Source organism: Kordia aestuariivivens, assembly GCF_014397005.1.
Classification (GTDB): Bacteria; Bacteroidota; Bacteroidia; order Flavobacteriales; family Flavobacteriaceae; genus Kordia; species Kordia aestuariivivens.
Genome location: NZ_JACGWS010000006.1, coordinates 183,498 through 201,769, shown reverse-complemented (window position 1 = coordinate 201,769; position 18,272 = coordinate 183,498). Strand labels below are relative to the sequence as shown.

Here is an 18,272-nt window from a genome sequence, read left to right as displayed (position 1 = left end):
AATGAAACGAATTCTAATTACGGGAGCCGCTGGATTTATAGGTTCACACCTATGCGATCGCTTTATAAAAGAAGGATATCACGTCATTGGAATGGATAATCTCATTACGGGAGACATTCGTAACATTGAACATTTATTTCACTTAGAACACTTTGAGTTTTACCATCACGATGTTACAAAATTTGTACACGTACCTGGTAAACTAGATTATATTTTACACTTTGCTTCGCCAGCGAGTCCCATAGATTATTTAAAAATTCCGATTCAAACTTTAAAAGTAGGATCGTTAGGAACCCATAATTTATTAGGCTTAGCCAAAGAAAAAAACGCACGGATCTTAATTGCGTCTACTTCAGAAGTATATGGAGATCCATTAGTACATCCGCAACATGAAGATTATTACGGAAACGTAAACACCATTGGTCCACGTGGCGTGTATGATGAAGCCAAAAGATTCCAAGAATCTATTACAATGGCGTATCATAGATTTCACGGATTAGAAACACGCATTGTTCGTATATTTAATACCTACGGACCGCGCATGCGATTGAATGACGGACGTGTAATTCCGGCTTTTATTGGTCAGGCATTACGTGGCGAAGATTTGACCGTATTTGGAGATGGAAAACAAACGCGTTCTTTTTGTTATATTACTGATCAAGTAGAAGGAATTTTTAGATTGTTAATGAGTGATTATGCAGCACCAATTAATATTGGAAATCCGCATGAAATCACTATCGGAGACTTTGCAGAAGAAATTATAAAACTGACGGGAACTTCACAAAAAGTAATTTATAAAGAATTGCCTGTTGATGATCCATTACAGCGAAAGCCAGACATTAGCAAAGCCAAAGAAATTCTAAATTGGGAACCAAAAGTAGGTCGTAGTGAAGGAATGAAAAAAACCTATGATTACTTTAAATCGTTGCCAGAAAAAGAATTATTCAAAAAAGAACACAAAGATTTTTCAACGTATACAAGAATGTAAGTCATGCACATAAAAGGAAGATATTCTTGGCTGTTGAGACCATTTTTTGTGGTGTTCGATTTGTGCGTCATAAATATTCTTGTCTTTTACTTTTTTGACTTCAACGATCAAGATTTATACTTTTTTGATTCTTCATTTTGGAATAATAAACACTTACTATTTATACTATACACGATCATTTTTTGGCCGTTGTCCACCTACTTTTTAAAATTTTATAACGTATACCGATTTACGTCGGTTCCACATATTTTATCCTTACTTATCAAACAATTATTAGCGTATACACTCATTATGTATGCGTTTATAGGAATCTTTAGAAGTATTGATGTTCAGGCATTTGTGACGTTTAAGTACCTAATGTTGAGTTTTGGAACTATTGGATTGGGTAAAATAATTGGGTATTATGGTTTAAAAAAATACCGCGCTGTATTAGATGGAAATATACGGAGAGTGATTATTATTGGCGACAGTTCAGGCGCACAAGAACTTGAGCGTTTATTTAAAAATAATAAAGAACTTGGATACAAACTTTTAGGAATTTTTAGCGATAAAAAAGGTGATAGCATTACAGGAACTATTGAGGAGAGTTTTGACTTTATAGAAGAAGAACAAGGTATTGACGAAATTTACTGCGCTATTGACGATCTTACCGAAAAACACGTAAACGATTATGTGAAATATGCGAGTATGAAAATGATCAACATCAAATTTATTCCAAACACACGAAAGCTTGTTACCAAAAGACTCAAAACAGATTATTACAATTATTTGCCTGTATTATCCATTCAAGAAGTTGCGCTCAATAACAGTTTAAACCGATTCATTAAGCGTGCCTTTGACATTAGCTTTTCGTTACTAATTATCATTTTTATTCTCTCATGGTTGGTTCCATTAATGGCAATACTGATCAAGTTAGAATCAAAAGGACCTGTATTTTACAGACACATTCGGAATGGAATGAACTATAAAGAATTTACCTGTTACAAATTCCGTTCGTTGAGTTATGATAAAAATTCAGACTTAAAACAAGTAGAAGAGCAAGATTCACGTGTGACAAAAATTGGGCGTTTCATCCGAAAAACAAGTATTGACGAATTGCCACAATTTTTCAATGTGTTAAAAGGTGACATGTCAGTAATTGGTCCACGACCACACATGATTCCGTATACAAAACAATACGCCAAAAAGATTGATAAATACAACTTTGTATTCCGCCACAGCGTAAAACCAGGTATTTCTGGTTTGGCACAAGTAAAAGGCTATCGCGGTGAAATTAAAAATGATGAAGACATTATTAATCGTATCAAATACGACATCTTTTACATAGAAAACTGGTCATTATTTTTAGATATAAAAATTATCTTTGATACGATCGCTAATATTCTAAAAGGAGAAAAAAAGGCATATTAATCATGCGCGAACCGTTAGTTTCAGTAATTACACCAACCTACAATTCCGAATTCTTTATATCGGAAACTATTGATTCGGTGCGTTCGCAAACTTATACCAACTGGGAACTTATTCTAGTGGATGATGCTTCTTCTGATACTACTGTTGAAATTCTCAAAAAATACGCCGCTTCAGACACACGAATTACATATCACGTACTAAAAACAAATTCGGGCGCAGCCATTGCACGAAATACAGCCATTGAAAAGGCTTCAGGGAGCTTTATTGCGTTCTTGGACGCAGATGATCTATGGAAACCTGAAAAGCTCACCAAACAGCTTTCCTTCATGCAAACAAAAGACATTGCAGTCAGCTTTTCGAGTTACGAATTGATGGATGAAAAAGGAAACTCATTAAGCAAAATGGTCAAAGCCTTACCAAAAGTAAGCTATTCCAAAATGCTCAAAAGCAATTATGTGGGCAATCTTACGGGAATGTATAATGCGGAAAAACTCGGTAAAGTATACATGCCAAATATTCGCAAGCGACAAGATTGGGCTTTGTGGCTCAAATTGATCAAAAAAGCAGGTTTTGCGTACAGTTTGGAAGAACCGTTGGCAACATATCGGGTGCGTGACGACTCAATTTCGTCCAATAAACTAAATTTATTAAAATACAACTATGCTATTTACAGAAAGGCACTTAAATTTGGGGCTTTCAAATCGAGTTTATATTTAATTCGATTTTTAATAGAACATTTCTTTATAAAACCACAACAAACAACACAACTATGAACATTCTTGTTTTAGGATCAGGAGGAAGAGAACATACATTTGCTTGGAAATTGGCACAAAGTCCATTACTTACCAAGCTTTTTGTAGCGCCAGGAAATGCAGGAACTGCAGCAATTGCTGAAAATGTAGCAATGTCTGTGAACGATTTTGAAGCAATTGGTACATTTTCGATCGAAAATAACATTGAAATAGTTGTTGTTGGACCAGAAGATCCATTGGTAAACGGAATTCACGATTATTTCCTAAATGATGAAGCGTTGAAGCACATTCATGTTATTGGCCCGCAACAAGAAGCTGCCGAATTGGAAGGAAGTAAAGAATTTGCCAAAGAATTTATGATGCGTCACAACATTCCGACCGCAGCGTATGAAAGTTTTACCAAAGAAACTGTTGAAGCTGGTTGCGAATTTTTAACCACATTACAATCGCCTTATGTATTAAAAGCAGACGGATTGGCGGCTGGAAAAGGTGTGCTAATCATTAAAGACTTACAAGAAGCGCAAAATTCATTACGCGAAATGTTGGTAGAGGCTAAATTTGGAGACGCAAGTACAAAGGTTGTCATTGAAGAATTCTTAGACGGAATTGAATTGAGTTGTTTTGTATTGACAGATGGAAAAAACTATGTAACCTTGCCAACAGCGAAAGATTATAAACGAATTGGTGAAGGCGATACAGGATTGAATACTGGTGGAATGGGCGCAATATCTCCAGTTCCTTTTGCGGATGCGGAATTTATGGAAAAAATTGAAACGCGCGTCATCAAACCAACCATTGAAGGTTTTCAAAAAGATAACTTACCCTATAAAGGATTTGTTTTTATCGGATTAATCAAAGTTGGAAACGATCCGCTTGTGATAGAATACAATGTACGAATGGGCGATCCGGAAACGGAAGTTGTCATTCCTCGATTAGAAAATGATTTAGTGGAGTTGTTTCAGGCCGTAGGAAATCAAACCTTAGATACAATTTCATTAAAAATAAAGGAGGAAGCGGCAACAACCATTATGGTGGTTTCTGGTGGATATCCAGAAGCATACGAAAAAGGAAAAGAAATTACGGGCATAGAAACTATTGAAGATTCCATCGTATTTCACGCAGGAACAAAGCTAGAAGGAGAAAAAGTAGTGACCAATGGAGGAAGAGTAATTGCAATTACATCACAAGCAACTACGTACGAAGCGGCCATAAAAAAATCTTATCAAAACATAAACAAGTTACATTTTGATAAGATGTATTATAGAAAAGATATCGGTTTTGACTTATAAATAAGAATGTGACGATATGTCTTTGCGTTCTTCGTTGTTTTTGTCGAATTTTTTTAACTGTAAAATCCAGTATACCATAGCAGAAGCTGCGATGATCATAAAAATCCAGTTTAATACATTGGCAGCTGTCCAGTTTTCTAATTCCATTTCACGCAATGTGTTAAAAGGAGCAAATAATACTTCTTCACACAAATAAGCGATTCCTTCAAAAAAGTTTTTCATCGATAAATCATATTATATTTACAGTACAAAAATATAAAAACCTAAAATGATAACAAGCGTTTTTGGCAAATCTAAACCAATAAATTTTATGCTGTGCGTGGGAATCCTGCTCGCGTACTTTGTAATGCACTTATTTTCAGAAGATAAGGAGCTTGGTGTGTCAATGTTAACAGTAGAGGTTCCTAGTGTGTTTTTACTGCTATTTTCACTATTTATGGTAGATTTTATCGTAAAAAAGAACGATTTCACCCAACAAAATGATTTTGCACTCTTAATTTTTACAATTTTCATTGGATTGTTTCCAACTATTTTTGCGCACATAGAAATAGTGTGTATGCTAGTTTTGGTATTACTTGCCTTTAGGCGAATCATTAGCTTGCGATCATTACATAGTGTAAAACAGAAACTTTTTGATGCATCCTTATATATAACCCTTGCCATACTATTAGATTCATGGATGATTTTATATCTATTCATTATATATGTAGCTATCCTTATATATGTATCTAATGATTATAGAAATTGGTTGGTGCCGATGGTTGGTTTTTTGGGGACAGTATGTATGTATGTATTATACCTATACCTTACGGATGAAAGCATTCTTACAAATCCGCTATTCGAGTATGATGTAAAAATTACCTATTCAATGACAGATTATAGACGAATAATGCTACATCTGTTAATTATTTCACTTTTTAGTATAAATTTTGTAATCTTTTTTTTAAAATTCAAAACGTATTCTTCTCAAAAAAAACTATCTTTTTTACTTAATATAATACTGTTTTTTATAGGGGTTACGTATGTGCTATTTGTTAAAAATAATACGCATAATACGGAGATATTACTCTTATTTCCATTAGCAATTTCTATGGCAAATCTTCTAGAGAATATTGAAAACAAAAGGATTAGTGATATTTTACTGTTTTTACTAATGATTGTTAGTTTTATATTTAACATTTATCTAAAATAGGCTTAGAAACCGTAAAAATCAGAAGGTATTTACGTACATAATTGTAATAAATTAATTACAAAATATGCTTTTTCTCGATTTTTATGACGTTTTATCTAAAAGAAATCCCGTTGTCTGTTTATTAAAAGAATTCCAAATATTTTTGTGAATGAGAATTAAGCCGCTCACCCCAAACTTATTATTAATTTTTTCTATTCATGTATATGACACATATATATAATAGTTAACTAAACAGCAAATCAATGAAGACTAAAATTACTCTTTTAGTCCTAACAGCCTTATTAGGACTGACGAATGTTTTCGCAAACTCCATGCCAGGAAGCGAAAACAGTGTCGAAAATGAAATTATGACTACGGGTGATAATTCTATTATCATTTCAGCAGGAAAGCGAATTTACACGCTCGACATGAACACGTACCAAGCTACGTTGTTGGCAACATCACCTTACGTAACTGAAATTAACTCCATCGCTAGTGACAATCAATCAGGATGGATTTTTTACTTTTCTAACCACATCTCTACATACAACTGGACGATTTACGGTTACAATGTGTATACAAATACACACAAAAATTTTGGATCAGTGAGACACTTTTTTACGTCTACAGGTCACGCGTACTCTTCTAGAGGATTAGGTTCTGGTGGAGCAACTTTTTACAACGGGAAATTAATTATCGCAATGGAATATCCTGCATATTGCAATACTTATGGTAGAAGTGCTACTGGAAATCAAAACCCAAAAGATGAACTTCCAAACAATGTGAGATCGACAGGAACAGTGTCAAACACAATGTTTACGAATGAAAGAACTGCTACAAACACAGCTACAGAAGACGACACAGTTGATGATAGTGCTAGAGGTAATGGAGAAACTCCAGCTGACTTCGAAATTATAGATGCTGATGCAGCAAACGCATTAAATGATCTTGTTAGTGATTATATCCCTGAAGGAGACTTACCAGCGGATGAAACTGCTGATGGTGGTTTAGCACAAAGAGGAACATCAAATGCTGAATCATACTATACTTATAGTTCATACAACAATTATATCTACTTACTAGAAATTTCTTTCTCAGGATTATCGGATGCTTCAGGAAGTACAGCTGCTGTATCTGATGGAACACCAGTATATGACAACTGGGGATATTCTAGTTTCTTATATAGAGGAGAACTTGGAGATATCGTAGTTGACGACAATGGTCAACTTTACGCGGCTACTTCTTACCAAGTGCAAGCTTTTAACTTTGGTAGTAAAAGATATGACTGGGCTAACAATGAAGATGTTTATGCTCAAATGGCAAAAGATAAGCACAGCGAACTTCAATTATTAAAGAACAAAAGACAATGTAGTACTACCTACTACAACGGATGTCCACATACATACTGTACAACAAAGAGTTTTGTGCAAGGATATACAGCACCTTCACACTTAAGAACATACAATAACATTCAATTAGGAGGTTTAAACGAAATTACTGGATTACAAGCAAATGATGTTGGTAAAATTACAGATGCTTCTGATTACATCAGATTAACGCCTCCAGTATCTTACAAGATTAAAGGTTTTGTTTTTGATGATAACAACGAAAATGGAAACTATGATTCAGGTCAAGGAGAAACTAAATTAGCTGGTGTTCAAGTAAAATTATACGCTGATAACAATGAAGATGGTGTTTTAGATGCTGGTGATACAGTAATTGAAAGCCAAAACACAAATACTTCAGGAGACTACACATTTAATGATGTACAAGTACAAAAAACAGTAGTTGAAGTAACTGTACCAAATGACGATAACGATTTTACATATACACTAACAACGCCAGCAACTGTTTCTGTAACAGGAGCTACTTCTGATATTACAGGAATTAAATTTGGTATCAACAAACAACCAGTTGTTGTAAATGTAGCGTATGATGTTTTCGGAACTGTATACGATGACAACAACGAAAATGCAACATTAGAAACTGGAGAACCAGGATTGAACAATGTAGCATTAACATTATATGCTGATACAAACGCTGACGGAATTTTGGATGCTGGTGATACAGTAATCACTACAACTACTTCTGGAACTGACGGTTCTTACAGCTTCTTACATGTATGTATTCAAAATACAATAGTTGCAGTAACAGTACCATCAGACACAGGAAACTTCACATATACATTAACAACGCCAGGAACACAAGCAATTGATTCAATCAATACAAATGTAACAGGAGTTGATTTTGGAATCAATGAGGAGCCAGTTATTGATTATAGTATTTCAGGAACTGTATATGATGACGATAATGAAAATGCTGTTTTTGATACACTAGAAGGAACATTAGAAGCAGTTACTGTAACATTATATTCAGATAATAACAGTGATGGTGCTTTAGATGCTGGAGATACAGTAATTACATCAGTAAATACAGGTATAACAGGAGCTTATAACTTCGCAAATGTAGCTGTAGCTAACACAGTAGTGTCGGTAACAGTACCAACAAATACTGCAAACTTCACATACACATTAACAACTGCGGCTTCATTAGATTCTAGTTCAGGAACAACTGATGTGACAGGATTGGATTTTGGAATCAATAAAGTACAAGTTATTGATTACAGCATTTCAGGAAATGTGTATGATGATAATGACGAAAGCGGAGCACAAGATGCTGGTGAAGATGACTTAGATGCTATCACAGTAACTTTATATGCTGATAATAATGTAAACGGAACTGTTGACGCTGGAGATACTGTAATTACAAGCGCAGTAACTGGAGTAGATGGAACATACAGCTTCTTAAATGTAACAGTAGAAAATACATTAGTAACTGTAACAGTACCATCAAACACTGGAGACTTTACATATACATTAACAACGCCTGGAGAGCAAAACACAAGCTCTACAACGATTAATGTAACAAATGTAAACTTCGGAATCAATGAAATTGAAGTGATCGATTATAGCATTTCTGGAAATACCTTTTTAGATGCAGACGATGATGGAAATTATGATACTAATACCGGTAGTGCTGATGGTCCATTTGTAAACGTAGTTGTAAGATTATATGAAGATGTAAACGTAGATGGTAATTTAGATGCATCAGATGTTTTAATCGGAACAAATCCTTCAAGTGCTAGTGGTACTTATCAATTTGATAATGTAAGTGTTAAAAACACACTAGTTAAATTTACGTTACCTTCTAACAATCCAAACTTTAATTACAGAGCAACAACAGCTGACGTAGTTTCTTTATTGAATAGAACTTCTAATGTAACAGATGTTAACTTTGGAATTTTTGCAGAGCAAATTATTGATTACAATATCTCAGGAACTGTATTTGATGATGACAACGAAAATGCAGTTATAGATGCTGGAGAAGCAGGACTAAATAACATCACTGTTACTCTATATGCTGATAACAATGCTGACGGAAACCTTGATGTAGCTGATACAACATTAACGAGTACTATAACTGGAGTTGACGGAACGTATAGCTTCGCTAACATTACATCACCAGATGTATTAGCAGTAGTTACTGTACCAGGAAACACTGCAACATTTACGTATGTATTGACAACTTCTAATACACAAGCGGCTAGTTCAGCAATTACAGATGTAACTGGATTAGATTTCGGAGTGAATGAAATAGAAGTTATCAACTACGATATCTCAGGAACTGTATTTGATGATAACAACGGAAACGGTGTAAGAGACATGGGCGAAGGCTTTATTGGAGCAACGGTTGTTACTTTGTATGCAGATACAAACAATGACGGAATCTTAGACGCTGGTGATACAGTAATCAGTACTACGACTACCAATACAATGACTGGAAACTATAATTTCACAGGAGTAACAGTTAGAAATACACTCGTAGTTGTTTCTGTACCAGGAAACACGGCAAGCTTTACGTATGTACCAACGACTTCAACTGAGCGTGCAGTAAGTTCAACAATCACAAATGTTCCAAACGTTAACTTTGGAATTGATAGAGTACAAGTTATCAACTATGATATCTCAGGAACTGTATTTGATGATGACAATGCAAACGGAACTATTGATGCAGCTGAAACAGGAAGATTAAACAATGTAATACTTACATTATATGCTGATAACGATGGCAACGGAAGAGTTGGAGCAGGTGATACAATAATTACGACTGCTACTACTGCTACAGACGGAACATTTAATTTCTCAAATGTAACAGTGCAAAACACATTAGTTGTCGTTACAGTACCAACGAACACCGTTGATTTCACGTATACATTAACTACCTCTGAAAGAAGAGTTACAAGCTCAACAGTCAATGATGTACTAAATGTTAACTTTGGAATCAATCAACAAAGTACACTATATGCAATCTCAGGAAATGTATTCAATGATATAAACGGAGATGGTAATAGAACTGGTGATGGAGGTTTAACAGGTGTAACAGTAAGATTATTTGATGATCTAAATCAAAATGGAGTAGTAGATAGATCAGAGCCACAAATAGCTACCACAGTTACAGACAGAAATGGTAACTACCAATTCACTGGATTATCAACTGTATTTGTTGTTGTACAAGTAATTGTGCCTGCTAACACTGCACAATTCTTATATACTTCTACAACGCCAGTAAGTGTTCCATTAAGTTCAGGAATCACTACAAGTGTAGATTTTGGTATCACAAGAACCTTAGTGATCTTATACAATGTAAGAGGAACAGTTTGGGATGATGACAATGCAAACGGAATTATTGATGGAGTTGAACCAAGACTAGAAGGAATCGGAATTACGCTTTACAATGATGTAAATGCAAACGGAGCTCTTGATGCAGCAGATACTGTATTAAATGTAATTTCTACGTTAGCTGATGGAACGTATGAGTTTACAGGAGTGAACATTAGAAATGTAATCGTAGAAGCAGCATTGCCGTCAAACGGAACCTTTACAACCCCAGGAAACAGAGCAATCTCAAGTATTAACACAGATGCAAACAATATAGATTTCGGAATTGATATCGTACCAGAATTATTCGAAATAACTGGTGTTGTATTTGATGATGATAATGAAAATGGTTTATTTGATGCAGGAGAAGGATCAATAGATGGATTAACTGTAGAGATTTATGCAGATACAGACGGAGATGGACTTTTTGACCCTAACTTCGATGCATTAATTGCATTTACACAAACAAACAATGGAGGATTCCTAGTAAATGATCCTAACTATATAGTAGTAGATATAAATCCAGGACTTGTACATGTCGTAGTGGTAATACCAGCTCCAACAACATTTATATCTTACACACCAACGTATGATCCAGATTCAGGAACAGTAAATCCTGATGGAGTTTTCACAACACTGATGACAACATCTTTATCGCAAATTAACTACGGAATTAACTTTGTAGATCTAAACTCTACATCTAGAGTTGCAAATACAGATGATGTATTATTCACAAACGGAAGTGTTACAGAAGATGTATCTGAAAGATTAAGATTATATCCAAACCCAACTGTTAGACAAATCGCTATCAACGCTGAGGAGTTTACAGGAGATGTAACTGTTGAAGTTTATAACGACAGAGGATATAAAGTAATGACAACAACAACAAGTTCATTTGGAAACGAATATAGGGTAGACGTTCAAAGGTTAGCGCCAGGAATGTACTATGCTAAATTTAGTTCAAATAATAAAGTTGCTAGCAAGAAATTTATCAAACGATAATTGATTATAGCAATCCCCAGAACCTGAATAAAAGCCGCTGTAAAGCGGCTTTTTTTGTTTCCAATGAGTGTTCTCTAAAACAGGATTTATAGTCAATTCATATAAAGATTTCTACATCAAATTCTTAAAAAAAAATATTGAAAAAGGAAATAAAAAAACAGGCTTTTTTTACGAATGATTGTCAGTTTTGTAATGAACATTCTTTCAAAGTACTTCTAAAACCGTAACTAAACTAAGGTTTTAACTTACGTTTAAAAATTATATTAACTACAAAACGTGCTTTTTCTCGATTTTAATGACCGTTTATCTAAAAAAAATCCAGTAATCTACTTGTTAAAAAAAACCTAAATACTTTTGTAAGCGAGAATTAAGCCACTCACCCCGAACTTATTTTATTAATATATTTCTGCTATGTGTAAACGAGAGGCATAGTAGTTTTAGCTAAACAGCAAATCAATGAAGACAAAAATTACGCTCAGTGCATTAGTGCTATTCTTAGCATGCCTTACTTTAAATGCATTTAATTCCCCGATCAATGAAAACCCCGAAAACTTAACGGTAGAAAGTACCATCGTAGAAAACTCCACAGGAACGGTAGATTTAAACGGTTTCTTATTTGAGTTTTTAGGTGTGCAGTACAATTTAAATGGAACTTCAACATGGACTTACAGAGTCACTGGTGTTGGAGCAAGAAGAGATTTATCACATTGGAAACTTAAATTATTTAACAACCATAACGTTACTTCATCTTCTCCAAGTACATGGGAAGTACATGTAGATCCTCATTTTCATTACTACGGTATAAAATGGGATTCTAAAGTTAGAAAAAACGGAGGAACAAAAACGTTCTCATTTACCTTAAATGGTAGGTATGATGTTGGTGATATAGATTTCGGATATAAATCTGGAAGAAAATTATTTCATGGTACAATTGAGGGGCCATCAATTCCTACTACAAACTCTATTTCAGGAACTGTATTTAATGACATCAATGCCAATGGAAGTATAGATGGTGTAGAAAGTTTTCTTGAAAATGTTCAAGTTAATTTATATGATGACGCAAATGCTAACGGTTTAGTAGATGCAAGTGAAGTATTACTAGAAACTCAAACTACAGATGGATTAGGTGCATACACATTTTTTAATGTAGCTTCGTTAAATGTCGTTGTAGAAGCGGTATTACCTGCTAATACACCTGAGTATTCTTATCAAGGGACAACAGCACTGAAAACACCAATAATATTAACAGCTAATGATATAGTAGATATTAACTTTGGAATCAAAAGAACACAATTAATCTTTTATAGTGTTTCAGGAGTTGTGTTTGATGATGACAACGCAAACGGATTAAATGAAGGTGAAGCATTACTAAATGGTGTGGAAGTAAAAATGTATGATGACGCCAATGCTAACGGAATTCTAGAATTAGGAGAAGCATTAATTGCTACAACAACAACAGACAATGGAGCATATACATTCTCACAAATAATGTTCAATCACGTAATTATTGAAGCAGTTGTACCTGCAAATACAGCTAACTTTAATTACACAGCAACAACAGATTTACAAGAAGCAATTACAATGCTAAGTCAAGATATTTTTGATGCAGATTTTGGAATTAACGCTCAAGAAATTATCAATTACAATATCTCAGGAACTGCATTTGATGACAACAACGGAAACGGTGCAAGAGACATGGGAGAAGGATTTATTGGAGCAACTGTTATTACGTTGTATGCGGATACAAACAATGACGGAATATTAGATGCTGGTGATACAGTAATTAATACTACGACAACCGATACAATGTCTGGAAACTATAATTTCACAGGAGTAACAGTTAGAAACACAATAGTAGTTATAACAGTACCAGGAGACACAGCAGTTTTTATATACACAGCAACAACTTCGGTTGAAAGAGCAGTAAGCTCAACAATAACGGATGTTCTAAATATTAACTTTGGAATTGACAGAGTAGAAGCTGTAAACTATAATATCTCAGGAACTGTATTTGATGACGACAACGAAAATGGAGTTATAGATGCTGGAGAAGCAGGATTAAATAACATCACTGTTACTCTATATGCTGATAACAATGCTGACGGAAACCTTGATGTAGCTGATACAACATTAACGAGTACTACAACTGGAGTTGACGGAACGTATAGCTTCGCTAACATTACATCACCAGATGTATTAGCAGTAGTTACTGTACCAGGAAACACTGCAACATTTACGTATGTATTGACAACTTCTAATACACAAGCGGCTAGTTCAGCAATTACAGATGTAACTGGATTAGATTTCGGAGTGAATGAAATAGAAGTTATCAACTATGATATCTCAGGAACTGTATTTGATGATGACAATGCAAACGGAACTATTGATGCAGCTGAAACAGGAAGATTAAACAATGTAATACTTACATTATATGCTGATAACGATGGCAACGGAAGAGTTGGAGCAGGTGATACAATAATTACGACTGCTACTACTGCTACAGACGGAACATTTAATTTCTCAAATGTAACAGTGCAAAGCACATTAGTTGTCGTTACAGTACCAACGAACACCGTTGATTTCACGTATACATTAACTACCTCTGAAAGAAGAGTTACAAGCTCAACAGTCAATGATGTACTAAATGTTAACTTTGGAATCAATCAACAAAGTACACTATATGCAATCTCAGGAAATGTATTCAATGATGTAAACGGAGATGGTGATGGAACTGGTGATGGAGGTTTAACAGGTGTAACAGTAAGATTATTTGATGATCTAAATCAAAATGGAGTAGTAGATAGAGGTGAGCCACAAATAGCTACCACAGTTACAGATAGAAATGGTAACTACCAATTCACTGGATTATCAACTGTATTTGTTGTTGTACAAGTAATTGTGCCTGCTAACACTGCACAATTCACATATATTTCTACAACGCCAGTAAGTGTTCCATTAAGTTCAGGAATCACTACAAGTGTAGATTTTGGTATCACAAGAACCTTAGTGATCTTATACAATGTAAGAGGAACAGTTTGGGATGATGACAATGCAAACGGAATTATTGATGGAGTTGAAGAAAGATTAGACGGAATCGGAATTACGCTTTACAATGATGTAAATGCAAACGGAGCTCTTGATGCAGCAGATACTGTATTAAATGTAATTTCTACGTTAGCTGATGGAACGTATGAGTTTACAGGAGTGAACATTAGAAATGTAATCGTAGAAGCAGCATTGCCGTCAAACGGAACCTTTACAACTCCAGGAAACAGAGCAATCTCAAGTATTAACACAGATGCAAACAATATAGATTTCGGAATTGATATCATACCAGTGTTATTTGAAATAACAGGTGTTGTATTTGATGATGATAATGAAAATGGTTTATTTGATGCAGGAGAAGGATCAATAGATGGATTAACTGTAGAGATTTATGCAGATACAGACGGAGATGGACTTTTTGACCCTAACTTCGATGCATTAATTGCATTTACACAAACAAACAATGGAGGATTCCTAGTAAATGATCCTAACTATATAGTAGTAGATATAAATCCAGGACTTGTACATGTCGTAGTGGTAATACCAGCTCCAACAACATTTACATCTTACACACCAACGTATGATCCAGATTCAGGAACAGTAAATCCTGATGGAGTTTTCACAACACTGATGACAACATCTTTAGCACAAATTAACTACGGAATGAACTTTGTAGATCTAAACTCTACATCTAGAGTTGCAAATACAGATGATGTATTATTCACAAACGGAAGTGTTACAGAAGATGTATCTGAAAGATTAAGATTATATCCAAACCCAACTGTTAGACAAATCGCTATCAACGCTGAGGAGTTTACAGGAGATGTAACTGTTGAAGTTTATAACGACAGAGGATATAAAGTAATGACAACAACAACAAGTTCATTTGGAAACGAATATAGAGTAGACGTTCAAAGGTTAGCGCCAGGAATGTACTATGCTAAATTTAGTTCAAATAATAAAGTTGCTAGCAAGAAATTTATCAAACAATAATGGATTAAAATAATCCTTATAATTTTAAAAAAAAGCCGCTGTAAAGCGGCTTTTTTTGTTTCCCGTACACAAAACAAATATTAGCGTATATTTGCATCAAAATAATAGAAGTATGTTTAGTGACATAGCAAATAAAACATTTCAAGAAAGCATTGAAAAATATCACATCATTGATGATGTAAACCAGCCATTCGAGAATCCGTATGCAAAAGATAAAGTAGAACATCTATTGTATAGAAAAAACTGGATTGATACCGTACAATGGCATTATGAAGATATCATTAGAGATCCAAACATTGATCCTGTAGAAGCACTAAAATTAAAACGATTAATTGATGCTTCAAACCAAGACAGGACAGATACGGTAGAATATGTAGATAGCTACTTTCTTCAAAAATACAAAGATGTTCAGGTAAAAGATGGGGCAACGATCAACTCAGAAAGTCCAGCATGGGCACTAGATAGATTATCAATACTTGCATTAAAAATATATCACATGCAAGAAGAAGCAGACAGAGAAGATGCTTCCGAAGCGCATAGAGCGAAATGTCAAGAAAAACTAAACACCTTATTAGAACAGCGTGTAGACCTTTCTTCGGCAATAGACCAACTCATTGCAGACATTGAAAATGGCGACAAATACATGAAAGTGTACAAGCAAATGAAAATGTACAACGATGACGACTTAAACCCAGTACTCTACAAAAAAAACAAATAAATACAGTCTCAAAGAAACACAGCATCCACAAGATGATGGAACAATCTTCGAAACACATTCTAGTCATACGTCTCTCTGCTATGGGAGACGTTGCTATGACTATACCTGTCATAAACGCAATGATTCGTAGCTATCCGAATGTAAAAATTACAATCGTTTCAAGAGCATTTCTAAAACCAATCTTTCACAACATTCCAAATGTATCTTTCGTTACTGCAGACGTAAAAGGAAAACACAAAGGCATCTTTGGACTCTACAAACTTTACAAAGAATTAAAAACATTGCAAATAGATGTTGTTGCAGATCTTCACAATGTATTGCGATCAAAAATTCTAGGATTCTTTTTCAAACTCGGCGGATATAAAGTCTGTAAAATAGACAAAGGAAGAGCCGAAAAAAAAGCGCTCACACAAAACAGAAACTTTAAACAACTCAAAACCACACACGAGCGTTATGCTGATGTTTTTAACAAACTTGGTTACAACGTAACACTTACCAAAGAAGATGTGTTACCGCAATTGCAACTAACCAAAAAAGTGGGAGTATTCATAGGAGAAGATCAAAAAAAATGGATTGGCATTGCGCCTTTTGCCGCTTTCGCTGGAAAAACCTATCCGGCAACGCAAATGGAAGCTGTCATTTCAAAGTTGAGTAAAACCAATCAATACAAAATAATCCTCTTTGGCGGACCCGCCGAGAAAAAACAATTGGCTTCTTGGCAAAACAACTACGAACATGTAATTAACTGTGCAGGTGTATTCTCGTTTGAAGAAGAACTTATTCTAATAGCGAACTTAGATATAATGCTTTCTATGGATTCTGGAAACGCGCATTTAGCGGCAATGTATGGTAAAAAAGTAGTCACTATTTGGGGAATAACGCATCCGTATGCAGGATTCTATCCGTTTGGGCAACCGCCTGAAAATGCTTTGCTTGCCGACAAAGAGCAATATCCATTACTACCAACATCTATCTACGGAAACAAATATCCAGAAGGGTATGAAAATGTCATGCAAACCATTACGCCACAAGCCGTTTTTGATAAAATTGTTGAGGTGATTGATGAATAATTTTTACTTTTCAACTCACAACTCACAACTCACAACTCACAACTCACAACTCACAACCATTAAATATCATCAAAATCAATAGCAATCGTAGCCGTAGTCGGATGTGCTTGACACGCTAAAATCATTCCGTCTGCCAATTCAGTATCGGTTAAAATCTGATTCTTCTCCATCACCGCTTTTCCTTCGGTAACTCTACAAATACAACTACTACAAATTCCACCCTGACACGAATAAGGCGCATCAATCTTTTGCTTCAATGCAGCATCCAAAATGGTTTCGCTGGCATCCATATCAAACGTAAAATATTCATCATCAACGGTAATAGAAATCGTTGTCTTTCCAGAAACAGCTTCGGCTTCCGCGTTAGTTTCAGTTGATGCAGTAAACAATTCAAAATGAATAGAATCTTTAGCAACACCATTGCTTACCAACGTATCAGAAACTAACTCAATCATCGCTTCTGGGCCACAAATATAATGATGACTAAAATCAACATCTCTCAATTGATTCTTTACCACATAATTCACTGAAGTTCCATCAATACGTCCTGCCAACGCATTCTCTGCGCGTGCCTGACTGTAGATAAACTTCAAATAAAAATTAGGATACTTTTCAGCCAAAGCGATCAATTCGTCATAAAAAATGGTTTCTTCGACAGACTTATTTCCATACAATAATGCCACTGTATTTCCATAATCCAATGCTGTTTTCAAAATACTCATAATCGGCGTAATTCCGCTACCAGCAGCAAAAAGCGCAACATTTCCTTTATGGGAAGAAGGTGTATACACAAACTTTCCTTCTGGTGGATGCACTTCTAACAACGTTCCTTCGGTCAACTCACGATTTGCATAGGTAGAAAACGTTCCGTCCACAACTTCCTTAATGGCAACCTTTAACTGATTCTCTTTTGGAGTTGTGCATAACGAATACGCTCTACGTACCTCTTCACCGTTTAACGTGGTTTTAATTGTAATATATTGTCCTGCTTTAAACGAAAACGAAGGTTGTAACGCTTCTGGAACATTAAATTCAACGCTTACAGCGCTTGGAGTTTCTCTATGAATATGACGTACTTCTAACTGACGGAAATCTGACATTGTGCAATTTGTTTAA

General features: G+C 35.0%; 11 protein-coding genes. 9 read left to right on the top strand and 2 right to left on the bottom strand.

From position 1 onward, the window contains the following. The first annotated feature begins 1 nt into the window (after position 1). From H2O64_RS11605 to purD, 4 genes are read left to right on the top strand one after another with little or no spacing between them, the layout of a single operon-like run. A complete protein-coding gene (locus H2O64_RS11605; protein WP_187562369.1) occupies positions 2-988 on the top strand; it encodes a UDP-glucuronic acid decarboxylase family protein in 987 nt (328 codons plus the stop codon). Positions 989-991: 3 nt separating this feature from the next. Further along, entirely contained in the window at positions 992-2,398 is a 1,407-nt protein-coding gene (locus tag H2O64_RS11600) for an exopolysaccharide biosynthesis polyprenyl glycosylphosphotransferase (protein ID WP_187562368.1), read from the top strand. 2 nt (positions 2,399-2,400) lie between these two features. Next, on the top strand, positions 2,401-3,171 hold the full coding sequence (locus tag H2O64_RS11595) for a glycosyltransferase family 2 protein (RefSeq protein WP_187562367.1): 771 nt from the start codon (positions 2,401-2,403) through the stop codon (positions 3,169-3,171). After that, positions 3,168-4,439 carry a phosphoribosylamine--glycine ligase gene (gene purD, locus H2O64_RS11590; protein WP_187562366.1) on the top strand — a complete coding sequence of 424 codons (1,272 nt, stop codon included), beginning with the start codon at positions 3,168-3,170 and terminating at the stop codon, positions 4,437-4,439. Before H2O64_RS11595 ends, purD begins: the two co-directional genes overlap by 4 nt. Here purD and H2O64_RS11585 read toward each other — a convergent pair. Beyond that, on the bottom strand, positions 4,434-4,661 hold the full coding sequence (locus tag H2O64_RS11585; RefSeq protein WP_187562365.1) for a DUF6341 family protein: 228 nt from the start codon (positions 4,659-4,661) through the stop codon (positions 4,434-4,436). The genes purD and H2O64_RS11585 overlap by 6 nt on opposite strands. A 46-nt stretch (positions 4,662-4,707) precedes the next feature. Here H2O64_RS11585 and H2O64_RS11580 point away from each other — a divergent pair, with 46 nt between their 5' ends. From H2O64_RS11580 to H2O64_RS11560, 5 genes are all read left to right on the top strand, one after another. Then, positions 4,708-5,631 (top strand): DUF6427 family protein, encoded by a 924-nt coding sequence (locus tag H2O64_RS11580; protein WP_187562364.1) that lies wholly within the window; start codon positions 4,708-4,710, stop codon positions 5,629-5,631. Between the two features lie 242 nt (positions 5,632-5,873). After that, positions 5,874-11,330, top strand: coding sequence for an SdrD B-like domain-containing protein (locus H2O64_RS11575; RefSeq protein WP_187562363.1), 5,457 nt, complete (start codon positions 5,874-5,876; stop codon positions 11,328-11,330). A 456-nt stretch (positions 11,331-11,786) separates the two neighbouring features. Next, positions 11,787-15,368, top strand: a complete 3,582-nt coding sequence (locus H2O64_RS11570; protein WP_187562362.1) for an SdrD B-like domain-containing protein — start codon at positions 11,787-11,789, stop codon at positions 15,366-15,368. A 112-nt stretch (positions 15,369-15,480) separates the two neighbouring features. Further along, positions 15,481-16,086, top strand: coding sequence for a DUF4254 domain-containing protein (locus H2O64_RS11565; protein WP_187562361.1), 606 nt, complete (start codon positions 15,481-15,483; stop codon positions 16,084-16,086). Between the two features lie 32 nt (positions 16,087-16,118). Next, complete coding sequence (locus H2O64_RS11560; protein WP_235982860.1) at positions 16,119-17,156, top strand: glycosyltransferase family 9 protein; 1,038 nt, start codon at positions 16,119-16,121, stop codon at positions 17,154-17,156. Positions 17,157-17,215: 59 nt separating this feature from the next. Here the strand turns inward: H2O64_RS11560 and H2O64_RS11555 are convergent, their stop codons facing one another. After that, entirely contained in the window at positions 17,216-18,256 is a 1,041-nt protein-coding gene (locus tag H2O64_RS11555; protein WP_187562360.1) for a ferredoxin--NADP reductase, read from the bottom strand. Positions 18,257-18,272 lie beyond the last annotated feature (16 nt).

Bases quoted from the DNA above. Each gene is read 5' to 3' on its own strand.
- H2O64_RS11605 (WP_187562369.1), top strand. From the start codon at position 2: ATGAAACGAATTCTAATTACGGGAGCCGCTGGATTTATAGGTTCACAC.
- H2O64_RS11600 (WP_187562368.1), top strand. From the start codon at position 992: ATGCACATAAAAGGAAGATATTCTTGGCTGTTGAGACCATTTTTTGTG.
- H2O64_RS11595 (WP_187562367.1), top strand. From the start codon at position 2,401: ATGCGCGAACCGTTAGTTTCAGTAATTACACCAACCTACAATTCCGAA.
- purD (WP_187562366.1), top strand. From the start codon at position 3,168: ATGAACATTCTTGTTTTAGGATCAGGAGGAAGAGAACATACATTTGCT.
- H2O64_RS11585 (WP_187562365.1), bottom strand. From the start codon at position 4,661: ATGAAAAACTTTTTTGAAGGAATCGCTTATTTGTGTGAAGAAGTATTA.
- H2O64_RS11580 (WP_187562364.1), top strand. From the start codon at position 4,708: ATGATAACAAGCGTTTTTGGCAAATCTAAACCAATAAATTTTATGCTG.
- H2O64_RS11575 (WP_187562363.1), top strand. From the start codon at position 5,874: ATGAAGACTAAAATTACTCTTTTAGTCCTAACAGCCTTATTAGGACTG.
- H2O64_RS11570 (WP_187562362.1), top strand. From the start codon at position 11,787: ATGAAGACAAAAATTACGCTCAGTGCATTAGTGCTATTCTTAGCATGC.
- H2O64_RS11565 (WP_187562361.1), top strand. From the start codon at position 15,481: ATGTTTAGTGACATAGCAAATAAAACATTTCAAGAAAGCATTGAAAAA.
- H2O64_RS11560 (WP_235982860.1), top strand. From the start codon at position 16,119: ATGATGGAACAATCTTCGAAACACATTCTAGTCATACGTCTCTCTGCT.
- H2O64_RS11555 (WP_187562360.1), bottom strand. From the start codon at position 18,256: ATGTCAGATTTCCGTCAGTTAGAAGTACGTCATATTCATAGAGAAACT.